The 18,175-nt window shown below is 45.5% G+C and carries 16 protein-coding genes and 1 pseudogene; 8 read left to right on the plus strand and 9 right to left on the minus strand.

The window, feature by feature from the left end; genetic code table 11:
- The first annotated feature begins 558 nt into the window (after window positions 1-558).
- Window positions 559-1,281 carry a biuret amidohydrolase gene (biuH, locus tag ACJJI6_RS06335; protein ID WP_445354090.1) on the plus strand — a complete coding sequence of 241 codons (723 nt, stop codon included), beginning with the start codon at window positions 559-561 and terminating at the stop codon, window positions 1,279-1,281.
- Between the two features lie 68 nt (window positions 1,282-1,349).
- Here the strand turns inward: biuH and ACJJI6_RS06340 are convergent, their stop codons facing one another.
- The 3 genes from ACJJI6_RS06340 to ACJJI6_RS06350 all read right to left on the minus strand — a co-directional run bounded on the left by ACJJI6_RS06340 (window position 1,350) and on the right by ACJJI6_RS06350 (window position 5,912).
- On the minus strand, window positions 1,350-1,871 hold the full coding sequence (locus tag ACJJI6_RS06340; RefSeq protein ID WP_413662149.1) for a DUF4166 domain-containing protein: 522 nt from the start codon (window positions 1,869-1,871) through the stop codon (window positions 1,350-1,352).
- A 120-nt stretch (window positions 1,872-1,991) separates the two neighbouring features.
- Window positions 1,992-3,296 carry a S8/S53 family peptidase gene (locus ACJJI6_RS06345; protein WP_475712854.1) on the minus strand — a complete coding sequence of 435 codons (1,305 nt, stop codon included), beginning with the start codon at window positions 3,294-3,296 and terminating at the stop codon, window positions 1,992-1,994.
- Window positions 3,297-3,686: 390 nt separating this feature from the next.
- On the minus strand, window positions 3,687-5,912 hold the full coding sequence (locus tag ACJJI6_RS06350; RefSeq protein WP_475712855.1) for a S46 family peptidase: 2,226 nt from the start codon (window positions 5,910-5,912) through the stop codon (window positions 3,687-3,689).
- A 1,133-nt stretch (window positions 5,913-7,045) separates the two neighbouring features.
- Here ACJJI6_RS06350 and ACJJI6_RS06355 point away from each other — a divergent pair.
- Window positions 7,046-8,002: a leucine-rich repeat domain-containing protein gene (locus tag ACJJI6_RS06355; RefSeq protein WP_475712856.1), complete on the plus strand. Its 957-nt coding sequence runs from the start codon at window positions 7,046-7,048 to the stop codon at window positions 8,000-8,002.
- Between the two features lie 241 nt (window positions 8,003-8,243).
- On the opposite strand, the gene ACJJI6_RS06360 is transcribed toward ACJJI6_RS06355, so the two are convergent.
- From ACJJI6_RS06360 to ACJJI6_RS06375, 4 genes and pseudogenes are all read right to left on the minus strand, one after another.
- On the minus strand, window positions 8,244-9,281 hold the full coding sequence (locus ACJJI6_RS06360) for a CobW family GTP-binding protein (RefSeq protein WP_475712857.1): 1,038 nt from the start codon (window positions 9,279-9,281) through the stop codon (window positions 8,244-8,246).
- On the minus strand, window positions 9,281-9,748 hold the full coding sequence (locus tag ACJJI6_RS06365) for a Fur family transcriptional regulator (protein ID WP_475712858.1): 468 nt from the start codon (window positions 9,746-9,748) through the stop codon (window positions 9,281-9,283). The genes ACJJI6_RS06360 and ACJJI6_RS06365 overlap by 1 nt, the downstream gene beginning before the upstream one ends.
- Window positions 9,749-9,751: 3 nt before the next feature.
- Window positions 9,752-10,117, minus strand: a pseudogene (locus ACJJI6_RS06370) (ZrgA family zinc uptake protein); the annotation flags it as partial.
- A 152-nt stretch (window positions 10,118-10,269) separates the two neighbouring features.
- Entirely contained in the window at window positions 10,270-10,632 is a 363-nt protein-coding gene (locus tag ACJJI6_RS06375; protein WP_475712859.1) for a MerC family mercury resistance protein, read from the minus strand.
- A 124-nt stretch (window positions 10,633-10,756) separates the two neighbouring features.
- Between ACJJI6_RS06375 and ACJJI6_RS06380 the strand changes: the two genes are divergently transcribed.
- Window positions 10,757-10,891 carry a hypothetical protein gene (locus ACJJI6_RS06380; RefSeq protein ID WP_475712860.1) on the plus strand — a complete coding sequence of 45 codons (135 nt, stop codon included), beginning with the start codon at window positions 10,757-10,759 and terminating at the stop codon, window positions 10,889-10,891.
- Between the two features lie 6 nt (window positions 10,892-10,897).
- On the plus strand, window positions 10,898-11,176 hold the full coding sequence (locus tag ACJJI6_RS06385) for a TraR/DksA family transcriptional regulator (RefSeq protein WP_475713439.1): 279 nt from the start codon (window positions 10,898-10,900) through the stop codon (window positions 11,174-11,176).
- Between the two features lie 49 nt (window positions 11,177-11,225).
- Here the strand turns inward: ACJJI6_RS06385 and ACJJI6_RS06390 are convergent, their stop codons facing one another.
- Both ACJJI6_RS06390 and ACJJI6_RS06395 read right to left on the minus strand, forming a co-directional pair.
- On the minus strand, window positions 11,226-12,476 hold the full coding sequence (locus ACJJI6_RS06390; protein WP_475712861.1) for an anthrax toxin-like adenylyl cyclase domain-containing protein: 1,251 nt from the start codon (window positions 12,474-12,476) through the stop codon (window positions 11,226-11,228).
- Window positions 12,477-13,207: 731 nt separating this feature from the next.
- Window positions 13,208-14,116, minus strand: coding sequence for a LysR family transcriptional regulator (locus tag ACJJI6_RS06395; protein WP_475712862.1), 909 nt, complete (start codon window positions 14,114-14,116; stop codon window positions 13,208-13,210).
- 258 nt (window positions 14,117-14,374) lie between these two features.
- Between ACJJI6_RS06395 and ACJJI6_RS06400 the strand changes: the two genes are divergently transcribed.
- From ACJJI6_RS06400 to ACJJI6_RS06415, 4 genes are all read left to right on the plus strand, one after another.
- Window positions 14,375-15,343 carry an LLM class oxidoreductase gene (locus ACJJI6_RS06400; protein ID WP_475712863.1) on the plus strand — a complete coding sequence of 323 codons (969 nt, stop codon included), beginning with the start codon at window positions 14,375-14,377 and terminating at the stop codon, window positions 15,341-15,343.
- A 21-nt stretch (window positions 15,344-15,364) separates the two neighbouring features.
- Window positions 15,365-16,165, plus strand: a complete 801-nt coding sequence (locus ACJJI6_RS06405) for an SDR family NAD(P)-dependent oxidoreductase (RefSeq protein WP_475712864.1) — start codon at window positions 15,365-15,367, stop codon at window positions 16,163-16,165.
- A 33-nt stretch (window positions 16,166-16,198) separates the two neighbouring features.
- Complete coding sequence (locus tag ACJJI6_RS06410; RefSeq protein ID WP_475712865.1) at window positions 16,199-17,044, plus strand: enoyl-CoA hydratase/isomerase family protein; 846 nt, start codon at window positions 16,199-16,201, stop codon at window positions 17,042-17,044.
- Between the two features lie 101 nt (window positions 17,045-17,145).
- Window positions 17,146-18,138: a zinc-dependent alcohol dehydrogenase family protein gene (locus tag ACJJI6_RS06415; protein WP_475712866.1), complete on the plus strand. Its 993-nt coding sequence runs from the start codon at window positions 17,146-17,148 to the stop codon at window positions 18,136-18,138.
- Window positions 18,139-18,175: the final 37 nt, after the last annotated feature.

An 18,175-nucleotide genomic window follows, 5' to 3' on the forward strand; every position in this document is an offset into this window, starting at 1 on the left:
CAAAGATGAATACAAAAGCGGGCATTTTTTAATCCCTATATTTCTTAATCAGATGGGAGTACCAAGTAAGCTCCGCTAAAATTCACTCAAAATGACCCGCAGGATGATATAGATAATTTTTCAATAAAAAAAGTATGATGCTTCACTTCCACATATCAGTAGAACAAACTCTTTGAACCGTAATATAGAAGTAAGCTTGAACTATCCAACCGTGATCTTGTTTGTAGATATTTAGCGCACAATAAAATCGCATTCGCAATTTCATATGCTAGATATACGAATAAAAATCGCCTTTTAAATTTGATCAAATACTTGAAGAGAACCGTATACACAAAAATAGATGTCACAATATTTTTGGCCTTTCATGAATAAAAGATATAGGAGAGATACGCCTAAACCCACTACCAGATGAGCACTTATTACTTATGCAAATCCAGCTATGCCTCACCTAAGCAAGAATTGTGCGCCCGATAAAGCCTTGCCATTCAATCAAGCTCTCAATCAACGCTATTATCCATTAGCAATCACTTTCTCTATCAATAAGTAGAGGCCTTGACAATGAGCACTTCAGATTCATCGGACAAGAATGGCCCTGTCGAGGCCAACCCATACAAGTGGCCATATAATGGGGATCTCAGGCCAGAAAACACCGCTCTCGTGGTTATTGATATGCAGGTGGACTTTTGCAGCCCCGGCGGCTATGTCGACAAGATGGGATATGATCTGGAGGCAATGCGCAAGCCCATCGAACCCATCCAGCAAGTATTGAATGCGATGCGGGCAGAAAACTACCACATTATGTACACCCGGGAGGGGCATCGCCCCGACCTTTCTGACCTCCCTCCAAACAAACGCTGGCGCTCGCGACAAATTGCTGCCGGTATCGGCGACCCGGGACCATGTGGACGTATTTTAGTCAGAGGGGAACCTGGTTGGGACGTGATCCCTGAACTAGCGCCCAAAGCTGGCGAGGTCATTATTGATAAGCCTGGCAAAGGTACCTTCTTTTCTACAGACTTCGGGCTCATACTCAAGCTTAAAGGGATCGATAACTTGATTCTCGTGGGCGTTACAACCGACGTCTGCGTACACACCACCATGAGGGAAGCAAATGATCGAGGATTCGAGTGCCTGCTTCTATCAGACTGCACTGGGGCTACCGACATCGGCAATCATGAGTCAGCTCTCAAGATGATTACTATGCAGGGAGGTGTCTTTGGCGCTCACACAGATAGTCAGAAACTCCTGAAGGGACTAGCGGAAGCCTCTAATACCAGGTAAGTAAATCATGTATTGTAGCTGGGGAAGAGCTTGTTACTGAGATCGCTCTTCCCTAATGGCATTTTAAATCAAGCGGGTTCCGTAATTTTCAGATCGCCAGCATATGATAAAATGAACCCCACTAAAAACATGTGCACACTGACACTGAACTGATACTGCCCTTCACTCTCTGTTTCATAAGCCTTGACTTTGGGCCAAAGAAACTTTGGCAAAGGTATACCTAATAGCTTCGTTTTTGAAAACTGATATTCAAGTGCTCCGTCGACATTATGAGCGGTAAACTGCATTTCCAAAGGGCCGAGCCTTTCCACCAGGTAATTTTTTTCTGAATAAAATGATGAACTCATCTTGAACCCATCGAAATCTCTCACCCAATCCATCCGATCGGAAAAGTGCCCACAATCAACAACTAACTGCGAACTTGAACTCGCCTTCGGGAATCTAAATATTGAACAAATAGTATTCGCAATAACTCCACCTCGCTTGACTACAACAGAACCCTCATACCTCTTCACCCCAGTGTGTGCAAATTGCAACAGTGGAGATAATTCATTGAATGAGGACCCCATATGAGCAGAAAGTATGTTCAATATTCACTCCTATTCCTATTCACGTCCTTTACCCACAGTACCATCTATACAGGTAGCTGGCAGGCTGCAAATATTCAACCTGCCAGCGCACTCTCAGTCAACTCGATGACTAAATCAAGCTTATTTTCTATTCGCTCTCAGAATAGTGCTCATAGCCCGGTGGGCGTCAACGAACCCAAGCCCGGTGTTGTGATTACCTAGCCAACTGCGGCGAGCATTATCTTTCAATGACTTGCTCACTAGTTGAGCAGCTTCTACCCTGCTAAGGCCATAGTAGTCTGCCATTTCAAGGAGCAATAGACTCACAGCCGCTAGTTGAGGAGCGGCAAAAGAGCTACCGGACTCAAAGTTTTGACTGGAAGCTGAATATACTGCATCGCCGGCAATAGCAAAGCTCTGCTTAATAGCCAAGGGGTTGTAACCCGGAACCGTCGCCGTAAGTGAGATCTCATTTGAGAATGGCTGGAGGTTGATTGCAAAAAACAAATTTTCAGCACCGGCCTGCCCTTCATTCTGAGCAAGGAATGCCCTGATTAAATCCAGGTCATAGGTAAAGAAGCTGCCGAGTGGCGGTAGTTCCAAGCGCTCTCTCACATCGGAGTTGTTATGCTCAAGATCCGTACCTGTATTTCCCAGTGACTTGGTAAAAATCTTACTTTGTAAAATAGCGGAAAGATGCTCTGCAAACTCTGGGTCCAGTTGGTCATTGGTAATATGGAATGCACGGCTCATATTGATCACACTAATGTCATCTCGATACCGCATATAGGCCATTGCATCATTATAAGTTTTGCTCTCAGCACTAACGGGTACAATAGTTGCCTTAGGAGCAATATCCAAAATGATATCAATTACGGTGTTACCATGAAGGAAAGTAATGGGATCACCAAATGCAACTTCTGCTTCAATATTGGGATACTGTTCGCGCTGCTCTTGTAAGCGTGTCGGATCAAACAAATCAAAGACAGCAATTACCATACCCTCGCCATCAAAGCGCTTAGTCAAAATTTGCTGTTTCAGTTTATAACCGGGCACATGGGGAAGCAGTAACTCATTAATTGCCAATCTGAATAGATTCAGGTCGGCAATAGCGGCATCAAATTCCGGCCTATATTGCTCCTGGTAATCTTCTGGCTGAAACGTATACAGAAGCTCAGCTAATACAATAAATTCTGTGATTGACTGGCCCCACTTGTGCATCAGTAATTCTTCAACCATATAGTGGGATTTTGCCATCCCCGAGTATTGATCAAATTCAGCTGCCATATACTCTTCAAGAATTGGAGTTACCGGCTCTTCCCAAGGCCATGGGGTTAGCTCCTTAATTACCCCGAGAGAATCTTTAGCTTGTTCAACATTTGGAGTTTCCGCAAATACACTGAAGCCACTCAGCATTAGTACAACTACTAATATTATCCTATTCAAAACTATTTCCTTGTTGTTTTAAATTATCAACTAGTGATTATTGACTGCAACAGGCCACGGGAAAACTTGCCCCTGACAGGAATCAATTGCAGTTTGGAAATAGGATCACGGAATACCTTGGAACGCAACAAAGCGAACTAGCATTGGAGTTATAGAGCAAAGATCCAGAAAGTCGAATCAAGTTGACGAATTATTCGTACCTTTCAATATGAAAAGAAAACTACGAGTCCTAAAGAAAGAGAGTGGCCTCAACACTGTATCTTACTGAGTGAAGCTGTGCGGGAATCATTACTATGGAAAGTAACACCCCCAGGGGAGCCTTGCTCCTCCTGGGAATGCCTGATAATACGGATTCAGCTATTATCAGTTTTTAAATTATGAAGCCCCCAACTACTGGCCCATCTCCCGAACCAAGTATCCGGCCCCATCAATGTTCTCCATTACCCAGAGAATATAAGCGATATCGACATGAATCGCCCGGGTACTATCGGTGAAGTCCCAATCAGCATTGATACTATCGTAGGTTCCATCGAATACGACTCCCACCAACTCACCGCGACCATTCATTGTCGGTGAGCCTGAGTTACCGCCCGTAATATCTACGGTACTTAGAAAATTAACCGGTACTGAATCCAGCTGCTTTTCATAGTAACGGCCATAGTTCTTCTTATCGATCGCTTCCATCAAAGCCTTGGGAGCATCAAAGGGGTCCTCGCCGGTATACTTTGCCTTAATACCACGCAATGTTGTAAAAGGTACAAAGCCTTGTTTACCGTCATTACCATCTGCTGCCTGTTTAATTGTTCCAGCCGGTGGCTCATAGCCTTTAACCAGGCCATAGGTCACACGAAGAGAGCTATTTGCATCCGGGTAGACCGGCTTACCTAAGGAGTGGTAATAATCTATCAGCATCTCCATATACTGTGGGCGCAATTGGGCGAAGCGCCCTTTCATGGATTCCTCATGCTCTTCCCGGGCAAGCATATCATCGTACATGGCCACTGCCAGTTGGATAAACGGATCCTTGCTCTCTTTGAAGTCTTCAGGCTTTTTACCAATCCACGCTTCACGTACCTCGACATCGGAAAGCTCTGTTTCCTTATACATTTCGTCGAGAGTTGCCTCTAGGTCAGTATTGCCTTTGCCGATATTCAAGTAACGATCAAAGCTGGTTATACGCTGCTCCTTCGGGAGCGCCTGGTAACGGTCCAGGAAGTAAAGCCAGATCTGTTTGTCGACTGAAGGGTGATAGCTGCGCTCTATACGACGCATGCCCTCTTTGAATCGGGTTAGATCCCGCTCCTGATAACCCGGCTTGCGCTCAGCATCCGGTTTTTCGTTCTCTTTGGCCAATCGATACAGTTTGCTCGCGGCACCCAGCATGGCTGAACGATCCATATAATCGATGGCCAGGTCCTGTTCACGAGTTGATTCTTTTTCTACAACCAGCGCCTCAAGATCATCGATCGTCGACTGGTATTTTTTCTCGCGGGCCTTGTCTGAATCCACCCAAGCTTGCAAATCTTTTTCCAGCTTTTCTTTACGCTGCAATAGATCGCTGCGCTGGTAACCCTCCATCATGCCGGTAAAGTTTTTAGAGTAATTATTCAAACCTGCCACGAGGCTTGCATACTTTAACTCTGCATCTTTATTGTCGGCAGTTGCTACACCAATCGTTTCCGACCATTCACCCAGCACCCGCTGCATGTTTGGGTAATACCAGTTGAAGTTGCTTTCCACTTCCTGGGCAGTGCGGTAACGGTTGGTACGCCCCGGATAACCGGCAACCATCACGAAATCACCTTCTTTAGGCCCTTTTGCCGCTACAGGCAAATAGTGCTTGGGCTCGTAAGGGACATTATCTTTGGAGTAATCAGCTGGTTTACCATCTTTGCCAACATAGGCGCGGTAGAAAGCGTAATCGCCAGTATGGCGAGGCCACATCCAGTTATCGATATCGCCGCCGAATTTGCCAATCGAAGACGCCGGCGCATGCACCAAGCGCACATCGCGGATTTCCAGCTGCTTAACCAGGTAGTAGTTCAAACCGCCGTAGTAGCTATAGACCTCACAACGATGGCCCTGATCTTTTTCACACTCGGAAACCAGCGCCTTCTCCGCTTCTTCGATTGCGGCAAAACGTGCAGCGCCATCCATCTCATCTGTCAGGCGTTCGTTGACCTTGTCCGTTACTTCGTTCATTGCAACGGTGACGTAGACGCGGGAGCCCGGTGCCGCAGGCAGCTCTTCAGACAAATCTCCGGCCAGAAAACCTTCAGCCAGTAAATCCTTGGATTCGGTTGAATTGTATGAAATTGAACCGTAGGCGCAGTGGTGGTTGGTAATCACTAATCCTGTGGGAGAGACAAAGGAAGCAGAACAGTTTCCCAGGCTGATCACCGCATTCATTGGAAACTCGGTGAGCTCAGTCATACTGGCTGGGTCTAGCTCTAGCCCATAACCGCGAAGCTCTTTGGAAAGCTCAGGCAACTGATGAGGTTGCCACATGCCTTCAGTTGAAACACTCTCTTTCTCTGCGGCAAGGCTGGCGCAACTCGCTCCAGCAAATAATGCAGCAGTTGCAACCCCGTAAACAATAGAATTATTTATTTTCATATTTACTCAGCAATATTTAAAAAAATAACGGATTAGTTTTGGATGTACCCCAACTCCAACCTGTCTTTTGCGACATCCACACCGAAAATTCATCTATAAGTGCGGCAGACTGACAGGGTAACATACCCGCCAGGACGGTAGGCCGACACGAAACTGTGCTCTTGGTTAAAACCAGTATTTCATCGATATTACTTCACTGGCTTATACATTCAAATGGGGCAAGCCATAGATATGCAATTGATACAATATATCATTTTAATATCGTAAAATCTGGGCAAATCTAAATTATGGCGACAACAAGAAGGAAATTTGCGACAAGCTGTTTTGCCCTCACAAAATCTCTGAGCAAGCCACTTCCGATTCCGGCAGGCACTGACCAATAAACTTCAGTTAACGCCCTACAACCACTGAGATTTCTGTGTGGGTTCTGGATTCAAGCTTGATTATCTCCAACTACCTGGAGGCTATCTTACTAGACTAATCAGCAAAGTGATGCATCACATCATTTCAACACCGGAGAAGTGAACTGTACGATCAAGGAATACAGGTATTGACCCGTCTTCAATAGCAGGAAGCAGGACAGCTAGAACCTCGGGAAATAATTTTCATTAGTTGAAGTTATCGAACGGAAGAATAGCTTGAGTTTTAGTTACTCTACAGAAAGATACCTTGAGCAACGCATTGCACAAGTGAAGAGAACTCAGCTGACTCCAATCAAGAACGGACCGTCTGCGGTAACTTTACATATTACTCGTCGGGCAATATCTACAGATAAGTCAAAATTTTTTGCAGATATAGTGATCTAAATCTTTCAGACACATCGCTAAGATGGTAAGGCTATAAAGCAGGATGTCATATGTAGCAAACAGTATACGCCTGAATTTTAAACCGGAGTTCAAGAAAGATGGCTCAAGCCTATTGGCCATATCAATTGACCGCTTCTATCTGGTCTTGCCCTTTCAGGGCTGCTTACTGGTACGAGTTTCCCTAGGCCACTGGTTTGTTTGTGCAGAAGTAAATCAGCACACAATCTACTAGCCTCCTTTGCTCTTGCCAAGCATATCCGTTGCTGTAAGAATTCAGATAGAGCTATTAATAAATTATATTACTTGAAAATCCCTGGAAACTCTATTATGCCAGCAACACCTATTCTAGACGAAGAAGTTATCGATCTCTCAGGGAGAGAAAATCTTACTGATCTGTCACCGTTAAGTGAATTTAGGAAGGTTAAAGAACTGTACCTAGAGGATACTATGGTGGAAGACCTTACACCGATAGCAAACTGTAAACAGTTAAGAGTTCTTTCCCTTTCCCGTTGCCCGGTAAAATATTTGAAGCCCATCGAAAGCCTTACTGAGCTTGAGGAGCTTCACATTGATCAAACATTAATATCAGAACTGAGTGAGTTTAAAAAAATTAAGAAACTATACCTGAATGATACTGATATAAAGGACTTAACATCAATAGCGAACTGCAAACAATTAGAGATCCTTTGTCTATCTCGTAGCCCCATTAAAGATTTGAAGCCCATTGAGAATCTTACTGAACTCAAGGAACTTCAAGTTGATCAAACACAAATCACGGACTTATCTTCCCTGACAAAGTTAAACATGCTTGAGTGGCTAAGAGCTGATCATTGCAGCTTTACCGCGATCGACTCACTTTCTGGAAAAAATAGACTTCAACGCCTAGACATCTCCGATTGCCCAGTTAAAGATTTTACACCACTGAGATCCCTAAGCTCATTGATAATGCTTGGATTGCGGAATACCTATTTTGATGATTGCTCCATTTTAGTCAACAACCGGAATTTAGCTAATCTTAACCTGGCCCGAACAGAGGTAAGCGAAATATCTGCGCTTGGAGAAATGAAAGATCTGTGGTGTTTATCTTTAGAAGGAACGTTCGTAAAAAACTATTCTGCATTATCTTTATTGCCCAATCTGCGTGAACTTTCTATAGGCGAGTACCTCTCTAAAGAGGAGTATGATGGAACTGACAGTATCCCTGTTACAGATCTAAATCTTAACTGGGAAACTATCCGAGGATTGGAGGAAGTTCAGGAATTTATTGGAAGACATTCACATTAAGTTTTTAAAATATCATTTTCTGAGAATGTCCAAACTGTTGTTAATATGAACAATTCAGTTTGGTTGTTTTTATACCAACCTTTAAGACTGGTAGAGGAAACTCCCAATGATATTAGAGCAACCAATCATTAGAACAGCCTTGTTACTTATGTACTGAGTAGAGCAGAGTTAAGAAAAAATGAGCAGATCTTTGCAAGAATTTCTATTAAGCCAGGCCAGATTTGAATATCTGGCCATATAGCTATTTGGATTCGTAGAACACTTTTGTTTCGGTACCCTGGTTATCCGCCAGGGCAGCGATCCAGGAGCTCTCCATTGCATCCCAATCCAAACGCGCTTGGTCAATCGCCTCTACCCTGCTTTCCAATGTGTCATCCAGCTCTAAAACTGTAAGCACTTTGTCAGCCTTATTAAATCCAAATACACCTTGCTCGGTAATAAATACCCCCTTGATTCTCTCTGCGTCAGTGCCACTGAATAGTGAAAAGAGCGCATCATAATCAAATATAAATTCTGGGCTAAAACGCCAGCCACAGCTGTAGTATCCCTCTCCGCTATTCTCTGAGCGGAGATAGCCACACTCCGGCAATAGCTCAACTTCATCCGCCGCCTGAGTTACTGGGTGGTGGTCACTCCCCGACGAGACCTGAAAGCTGCAGGGCAGCTGGAGCCAATCCAATTCGATACGCCCCTGCTCCACCACTTGCAGCGGTTTTTCAGCGCCCTCACCTAAGAACGAGAGAAATCGCTGAAGGTTTTGCAAGTCTTCGGGGCCGTAGAGATCAGACTTATTAGCCACTACCAGATCAGCAACTTCTAATTGCTGCCGAAAAGTCTCACTACGTAAGTAGCGGTTATCTTCAATACAGCGAGCATCGACCAAAGTTAGCGTACCGCGAAGGTCCAACACACCGCCGCGCACTGCATCAGACAAAGCCGCCAGCACCTCTCTAGGGTGCCCCAGGCCCGTCGGCTCAATTATTAATCGATGGGGCCTGGCCTTAGCCAGTAACTGGTTTAAAGCGACCTGCATCGGCAAACCAGCAGCACAGCACATACAGCCGCCAGGTACCTCCCGAATATAAATATTGCCTTCCTGGTCCGGTTCAAAAAGCGCGCCGTCAACGCCCACTTCTCCAAACTCATTGACCAGAACAGCCCAGCGCTCATCAGCGGGCTTACTTTCCAGGAGATGCCGGATAGCCGTTGTCTTGCCGACGCCCAAAAAACCAGTGATAACGTTTGCAGGTACCCCGCGTATTAACTGACTAGCTGCCACTAAGCTGCATCCCGGCTGCACTCATCACAAACACAATCCAGCTCCAATTGGGATGTCTGGAGATGATATCCAGCACTTTCAACCGTATCCCGCAATGCATCAATGACTTCGGGCCTAATGCCAATTTCCCGCACTTTGCTGCAGCGATTGCAGATTAAAAACTGTGGAGTCTGGTGGCTGTGGTCACAGGCAATATGAGCACAGGCCAGGTACTTGTTTTCTGAATTGAGTTTGTGAACCAGGTTCTCTGCTGCCAGAAAGTCCAGCATTCGATAGACTGACATGGCGGGAATTGAGTCGCCAAAGTCACCATTGTAATGCTCCGCTATTTCATAGGCAGAGAGCGGTTTTTTTGACCGCAACAACACGGTAAGAACGTTCTTACGCTTTTCAGTCAGGCGGGCACCTGAACTGCGACAGGTTTGTTCCGCCACACTCAGGGTCTGTTTGATTTGGGATGCTTTCATAGCCTATTTCATTTGCAATTTGTTGTCTTTACCAGTGAGCAGTTCAGCCCCCTGACGACCGGAGCTGATCCATTGCACTGCAATCCCATGAATACCGGGAAACCTCTCAAACAGGGTAACAATGACACTGTTGAACTCTGCCAGATTATCACACTTGAATTGGTAACTAGTACGGAAACCACTGTGCACTGAGTTGTCACTGGTAACTTCTGCGCTATATGGCGCCTTAACTTCCACACTTAAGGGTTTGCACTGGGCACCGACAAACTCAAGAAAATGATCTGGCTTGGATAGCTCGTGAGCAACCTGCTCTAACCGCTGCTTTTGAACATCGCTACGTGGCACATGCTCAAATCCCACTAGATCGACTGTGGGTGACTCCGCTCGACGATGATTTTGTCTGCTTCGGCCACCAGATACATCATCGCCTTACCGTGAACATGACTTCCCATTTCTCCAACGACTGGGCCGGCCCAAAACAACGCAACAAACAATGATCCTGCAAGCCTCATAACCCTCACCTACTCGACTAAAGCACCCCGATAAATCAAGCGCAGGTTTACCCAGTGGGCAACAATCAATAAGCCTGCACCAAGAACACTGGCAACTAGCTCCCATACCCCCTCGATATATAGCGCACCAACCAATAGCAATGCCCCGGAGAAACCAACAATCATTACCGCGTAACGCTGATGGCGTCGGCAAGAGGCTGGGAAGCTGGCCAAGGCCAGAATTACAACGGGTACAAGCAACAGCAAGTGGAGAAACTGGTCCTCTTGTAAAGCACCCAATATCCCCAAACCTCCCAATACCGGTAACAAAGGAGTCAAAAGACAGTGCAGCAAGCAAAGCCCAGAAGCCAAAATTCCTAAAGTATCTCTCACAACAATCCTTTTAATCTACGAGAACCCAAGACAACCACATACACTTTAATCAACCCAATGATATGTTATATCATAAATTTAATATTTCAAGTCAACTCAAGCTATGCAACAGGGGATTCATGGAATGCCAAAAATTAGTGAACAAGAACTGCTGGGGATGCCTGCATCAGACTATATGAACGAAAAGCAATTACTCTTCTTCAAACAGCTTCTGATGGAATTGAGAAATGACCTGCTGGCCGAGCTTGCACAAGGGTAACAGGCTATTGCTACCACGAAACTTGCCTTAGCTGATGACCTGGATCGGGCAACTGCAGAGCAAGAGAACCAGCAACATCTGCGCTTTACCGGTCGAAAGAACCTGCTGTTGAGAAAGATCCAGCGGGATCTGGAAAAAATAAAAGATGGCAGCTACGGTTACTGCGAAATCAGCGGTGACCCTATCGGGCTGCAACGACTATTGATAAGACCCACCGCAGAGCTTTCCTTTGAAGAGAAAGCTCGCCAAGAAATACTGGAGCGTAACTACAGTAAGCGAAGATAAGGGTCACCTTCTAAGAGACCACTAATATTTCTTTCATACAGCCCGATAGTTACGCATTGTACCAAGGTGGGACGATCCACTGACCAAAGTGCCAATCGCGAGGTACAAATCTTCCGTAACCTTGCCCCAATCTGTCTGGCTTGTTATTGGCAGGGTTCATTGCCCAGCCCTCTGCCAGAGTGACATTGACACCATTTATTCTGCACATTGCTATAAGCTCTCTGAAAGCCTGCAAAGTTTGAATAACCACTTCACTGCGAGCAGGAGTAAATGCAATAAGGGGTAAATCTATGTCATTCACATATGGGCGTGCGGCTTCATCACTGTGCCACAGTACATTTCTTCTGGGGAATGGCCCCCACTGTCCAGCTCCAGCTCTCGGGTTGCGAATGCCACCAATAGTGGAATTGAGTGTCTGGCTTACTTCATAAATCCGATTAGTTATATTTCCCAGCTTGGTGCCTTGCCTTTGGGTAGTGAAATTTCTCTCTAATTGGGTTTCGATATGCTGACGCTGCGACCAAGCTTGAGCAGTGCCGAGAATACGGCGATCATCTCCATATCGATCAAACCTCTTTGCGCCCCGCTTAAATGGCCAGATAGCAAACAGATCATAATCTCCAGTAATCGCATTAAGGGGGTGCTCATTACGAAAATGACGATGCTCAACAGGGTTGGTCATTGCCAGTAGCGGCTCATACATGTCCTTATACTTTGTGTCATACTGGACAACAATGTTGCCACGCTCCTGAATAAAGCCTGACTGCCTACTTTTTTCCTTATCAACATAGACACCCCACATGTCTCCCAAGCATGTGTTAACCCTGATAAGTGAGTAATGAAAAGTAATGCCACTGAGGTGGCTGGCTACACCTTCGTAACGATCTTGAGTTTTTCTTGTAACATTGATCTTTCCTGATTGAATAAGCCAATCAACCCGCTCCTGATGTAATCGAAGAGGTGTTGTTGATGCGGTCCAACCTGCACCAGATTGTAGATCAGTAAAGGCTTCTCGATGTTGATCACGGTTATAGGCCGCCTTTCTCATCCCGTGTTTATTTAAACGAGGGTCCCGTAGAACAAAGCCGGCCATTGGCCCCCAATCACAGGACTTACCGTGAATTCTAAAGCCTTTCGTGTCATATCCCTGCTCAAGTAATTGGGTACATGTTGGCCCCGTTGCGCGAACGATAATAACGCAACGGTGAGATGCTGCGGTGGTTTTAAATGCGTCTGCATGAGAAGCCGGACAGCCTATAAGGTTTTGACGCAATGCAGCATTGTTAAATATAAGGTCCATGTATTAACTTCCTGTTTCGTGGCAGCCTACATTTAAATTTCGACTAGCTAAATAAATGCTATTTATAGAAATTTATTACGATCAATGTAAAACTACTAAATCTATATTTTGTGCCTCTAAAAATAAGCACTAGTCCAATTACTATTATCAAACACGCCAAGGTAAAGATCTTGCTCACCGCCCTTAACCCTGACTTGTTTATAGGTCTGTATCTGTGAACACAAACTGAATTAATCTTTTGAATCCAATTAATAAAGCCAAATTCTTAGGAAGCTTGGCTTGAAAAATGCTCTACCCCAAATTCATACGTAAAGGAAAGACTACAAAAATACCAAAGTCCGTGGATCGTATTACCTAAAGTATCCAAAAGATTCCCAGTTTGTCCTAAAACTGAAGCCTACACGCAGTTCGCAGTGCGGCCTTTAGGTTTTGGGCATATTTTTTTAGATTTTGGCCTTTTAAATTGAGAGGGGTTGGTTTATACAACTGAAGTATCACTACTAGACGTATAAGATATCCTGTAAATGGATATATTCTTAACAGATAGAGAATTTACCAGATTAGAAAAGGGAGGCCGCATCAAGCCGTGAATTATTACCTGAAAGAAAAAAGACCTCTAGCTGAGCACCGAGATCTTCCCCTTTAAGGAGCGAAATTAACCTTCTTATGCTATGCAGAACAGAGCTTGCGCATATCCATGTGAAGTGGAATCCTTTTGACGAAGCAACAATCTACTGTTCCCAAACCGGCGGCTTTCCGATTTTCTCAATCAGGTAGTCAATAAATACTCGCACTTTAGATGTCAGAACATTGGACTTGGGGTATACGAGCCAAATGGCTGATTGGTCATCTATATAATATTCTGGCAGCACTCTAACCAGGGAGCCCTCTAAAATTTCTGTTTGGATATTCCAGATAGAACTCATGCAAATTCCCACCCCTGCTTTTGCAGCGATACGCATGCTGGCGCCATCATCACAAGTCACTCGAGATTTGCTGTTTGAAGGTGGGAATTGATAAGTAGCCTGATCGCTCGCAGATATGAGTTTCCTGGGTTTTGAATTGATAAAGGCCAAAAGCTGATGCGCAACTAGGTCTTCCGGCTTTTCGGGAACACCATATTTTTTCAAATAACTGGGAGAAGCGCATAGAACTCGCTTGTCATCCGCAAGCTTCCTACCAATTAAACTGCTGTCTTCAACCGCATAATTGCGTAGCGCCAAATCAAAGCCGCCCTCGATAAGGCTGACTTGTGTGTCTGAGAGCTTCAGCTCAACATTGACGCCAGGGTACCTTTCCAGGAATTCAGGCAGAATAGGCGCGATAAAACGCTGAACGAAAGTGCTCGATGCCGCAAACCTGAGTGTTCCGCTCACGGAGGAATTTCCACGCCCCAGCGCAGCAAATGCCGCATCCTCTTGTGCGATGATCTCCCGGGCAAAAGGTAGGAACTCCTCCCCCTCTATCGACAGTGAGACCTTGCGGGTAGATCGATGAAAAAGGTCCGCCCCCAGCTGAACTTCAAGCTTCGACAAGCGGGCGCTGGCTACAGAGGGAGCCAATCCAAGCCTTCGCCCCGCAGAGCTTATATTCAGCATCTCTGCGGCCAGCACGAATAGCCGAACCCCATTTGTATCCACTTATTATCTCCAAAAACCGAATTCTAATTCCATTTATACGTCGTTTATACACCAATTCCAATGATTTAGCCTTGAATAATAGATCGAGCCAGTACTGATTGACGACTGGCCTAGGCTTTGTGGGAGATAAAAGATGCATGTGCGAGTGTTTATGAACGGCGGCGCAAAAAATGGCCAGGTCCAAGCCGCTGATAGTGATCTAGTTAGCACCTTTGGCCGCCAATCCTCTCCTATCCGAGAAACATAGGAGCTACCTCAGTGCGCTCTCAACACCAAGCTCAAGGTGGCTCTTTTGCTAGTATCAATGCCGGTTACAACGCTGTATTTAGGCCAGGTAAGCTCACGGTGGGACTTGTGGTTCCCATAGAGGATTACGCCACGAATCCGGTTCCAACAATGCTTAATCATGTTGAAAAGGTTCGGCTTGCGGAAGAACTGGGGTTTAGTGCGATTTGGCTTAGAGATGTCCCCTTCAATGTGCCTTCTTTTGGCGATGCGGGTCAAACTTTTGACCCATTCGTCTACCTTGGGCTGCTCTCAGGCCAGACATCGAAAATTGCCCTCGGCGTAGCCAGCATCATTTTGCCCTTACGTCACCCAGCGCATATCGCAAAAGCTGCTGCCTCTGTTGATCAAATCTCAGGCGGGCGCTTAATTCTAGGGATCGCCAGTGGCGATCGTCCGGAAGAATATCCTGCGATGAATGTTTCGTATCAGGAGCGCGGGAAACTGTTCCGGGAGAGCTATAAATATATTCGCCGTGTAGCAGAGCCCTACCCCCAACTTCAGAGTTACTTTGGAGCAATTTCGGGCGATCTGGACATATTGCCCAAACCAGAAAAAACAAAGCTGCCTTTATTGATAACGGGCTCCTCTCAGCAGTCCCCAGACTGGCTCTTTAACAACGGAGATGGTTGGATCACCTATCCTCGCCCACACATCGCGCAAAAACAATTTATTGGCCAATTGAGAGATAACTCTGCCATTAACAAGCCAGTGATGGAACCTCTCTATATTGATATAACTGAATCTCCGGATGCCCTACCACACCCCATACACTTGGGATATCGACTGGGAATTAGCCAATTATATCAATACCTCAAATCACGAGAAGAGATCGGAGTTAACCATGTTGCTCTTAACCTCCGATTTAACCGGGTAAATATTGAAGAAACACTTGGAATAATTTCGGAATTAATTCTCCCACATTTTAATGAAAAGGAATAACAAGTGCGAAAGACCATTTTGTTGACAGGCGGTACTGACGGTATCGGATTAGAAACTGCAAAAATACTGGCAGCAAAGGATCATACTTTGCTCTTACATGGCCGCAGCGATACAAAACTAGAAAGTGCAAAAGAAGCAATAAAGCAAAGCTATCCCAAGGCCCATATAGATACATTCCGAGCAGATTTATCCAATTTATCAGATGTATTAGCACTGGCCTCAATGGTAAAAGTTCAATATTCAAATATTGATGTTCTTATCAATAATGCCGGCGTATTTAAAGTACAGAACCCAATAACCGACACGGGTTACGATGTTCGTTTTATCGTAAATGCTATTGCACCCTACTTGTTAACGACACAGCTATTGCCGCTGTTTAGCGCCAATGGCCGTATTATTAATCTATCCTCTGCAGCGCAAGCAACTGTGAACATCGAAGCGCTCAAAGGTCACCAACAACTATCCGACAGCGACGCTTATGCCCAAAGTAAATTGGCTCTCACCATGTGGACCTTTCAACTAGCCCGCTCACTTGGCGACAAGGCCCCGCAATTTATCGCAATCAATCCCGCCTCATTTCTGGGTAGCAAAATGGTGAAAGATGCTTACGGAACTCAAGGGAAAGACTTAAGTATCGGCGCCAATATATTGGTACGGGCGGCACTCGATGATGAGTTCTCAAACTCTAGCGGTAAATACTTTGACAATAACATAGGCAATTGGTCCCAGCCGCACCCAGACGCGCTAGATGAGAAAAAGAGAAAGGTACTTATTGAAGAAATTGAGAACACTCTCGACAAACTCGGCATTAAAAATACCTAAGACGTTAACGCAATCAATTAAAAGGAATTCACCATGAAATATGAAGGTTTTACCACATTCACGGCGAAACAAGATGACGGAATCCTAACTGTGACATTTGACTTTGGTCCCGTGAATGTCCAAGGGCAGGAAATGCTGGCCGACTTAAACAGCCTGGCTATGCGCCTGGAACGGGATCGAGAAACCAAAGTCGTTGTGTTTCAGTCTGCCAATCCGGAGATTTGGGTATGTCATTACGATACTGAGCTATTAAAAGACATGTCTGACGAAGCTGTATCTCGCGAAGAAGTCCAAATATTGGATTTACAAGCTATCTGTGAACGCATCAGCAAAGTACCTCAAGCAACGATCGCCAAACTAGAGGGTTTCGCTAGAGGTGGTGGCCATGAACTGGCCTTGGCACTCGATATGCGTTTCGCAGCCCGAGGAAAATATAAATTCATGCAAATGGAAGTGGCTATGGGAATCCTCCCATGTGGGGGAGGCGCATCAAGGATGGCTCGCCAGACAGGACTGGGTAAAGCGCTGGAGATTATTCTCAGCGCCCGTGATTTCGATGCTGACGAAGCGGAAAGCCTCGGCACAATCAACAAAGCACTAGAGCCAGATGAAATTGGCGAGTATGTCGATAGCCTAGCGAAGAGAATCGCTCAATTTCCAGCAGAATCAATCAATGCCTGTAAGCAGGCGGTCTATGAGTCAATAGATAAACCTATCGGTGAAGCGCTAAAAGCGGAAGCCTATTGGCTGTATCAAGCAACCAGTAAAACACCTGCCCTAAAACGCTTCTCTATCGCAGATGAACAAGGGTTGGAACACGATATTGAAAATCAGCGAAACTGGAACCAACTGGTTATGGATGTACAAAAAATAAACTAGCAGTAGCAATTGGGCATCCGACAATTTACAGACGGCGATGCCCTACTTACTTCGGACACTTAGACAAAACTCTACAGAAAGTACACTTTTTGGGAATCAAAATGAGAGCAATGATTGTAAATACCTTTGGCGGCCCAGACGTATTTGAAGCTGCTGAAGTACCCAAGCCGACCACCAAAGCTGGCCATGTGCTGATTAAAATATCAGCAACCAGTGTCAATACCGTAGATACCATGATTCGCCAAATGGGACCTGCATTACCCCTTTCACCGAAAGCCCCGGCAATATTGGGTATGGATTTCGCTGGTGTTGTTGAAGAGATTGGCGAAGGTGTAACCGATTATCAAGTGGGTGATGAAGTCTATGGCTGCGCAGGTGGACTGGCTGACTTACCGGGAACATTAGCCGAATATATTGTTGCAGACGCGAACTTAATTGCCCTGAAACCCGAGAACCTGACCATGCGGGAAGCAGCAGCTTTGCCCTTAGTAGGCATAACCGCCTACGAAGGGTTACAGCGTGCGGGAGTTAAGCCTGCACAAAGTGTTCTTGTTCACGGTGGCTCGGGCGGTGTGGGTCATATAGCCGTACAGCTGGCTCATCACTTTGGTGCTGATGTTTACTCAACAGGCTCCGGAGATCCTCAACGGGCAATGATTGAAAAATTGGGGGCAACGCCGATTAACTACCGGACTGTATCAGTTGAGTCTTATGTACTGAAGTACACCAACGGAGCAGGCTTCGATATAGTATTCGACTCAGTCGGTGGTGCAAATATAACGAACTCTTTTGAGGCAGCAAAACTCAATGGCCAAATAGCTACTACCGTTTCCATGGTAGCACTTGATCTGGCGCCTGCTCACTTTAAAGGCTTGTCTTTGCATGTCATATTTATGTTAATTCCAATGCTGCACAATTACCACCGTGAGGAACACGGGCATATATTAAAAACAATAAAAGCCATTACTGAAGCAGGCGATCTCAAACCTGTGCTTGATGAAACTTCTTATAGTTTGCCTGATATTGGCAAGGCCCATGAACGGCTGGCAAGTGGGCAAGCTATGGGGAAAGTTGTTGTGAATATCGATCCCTAAGACTGACTAATAGAGATTTCAACTCGCAAATCTCCAT

This window comes from Microbulbifer maximicatervae (SeqCode), assembly GCF_056232625.1.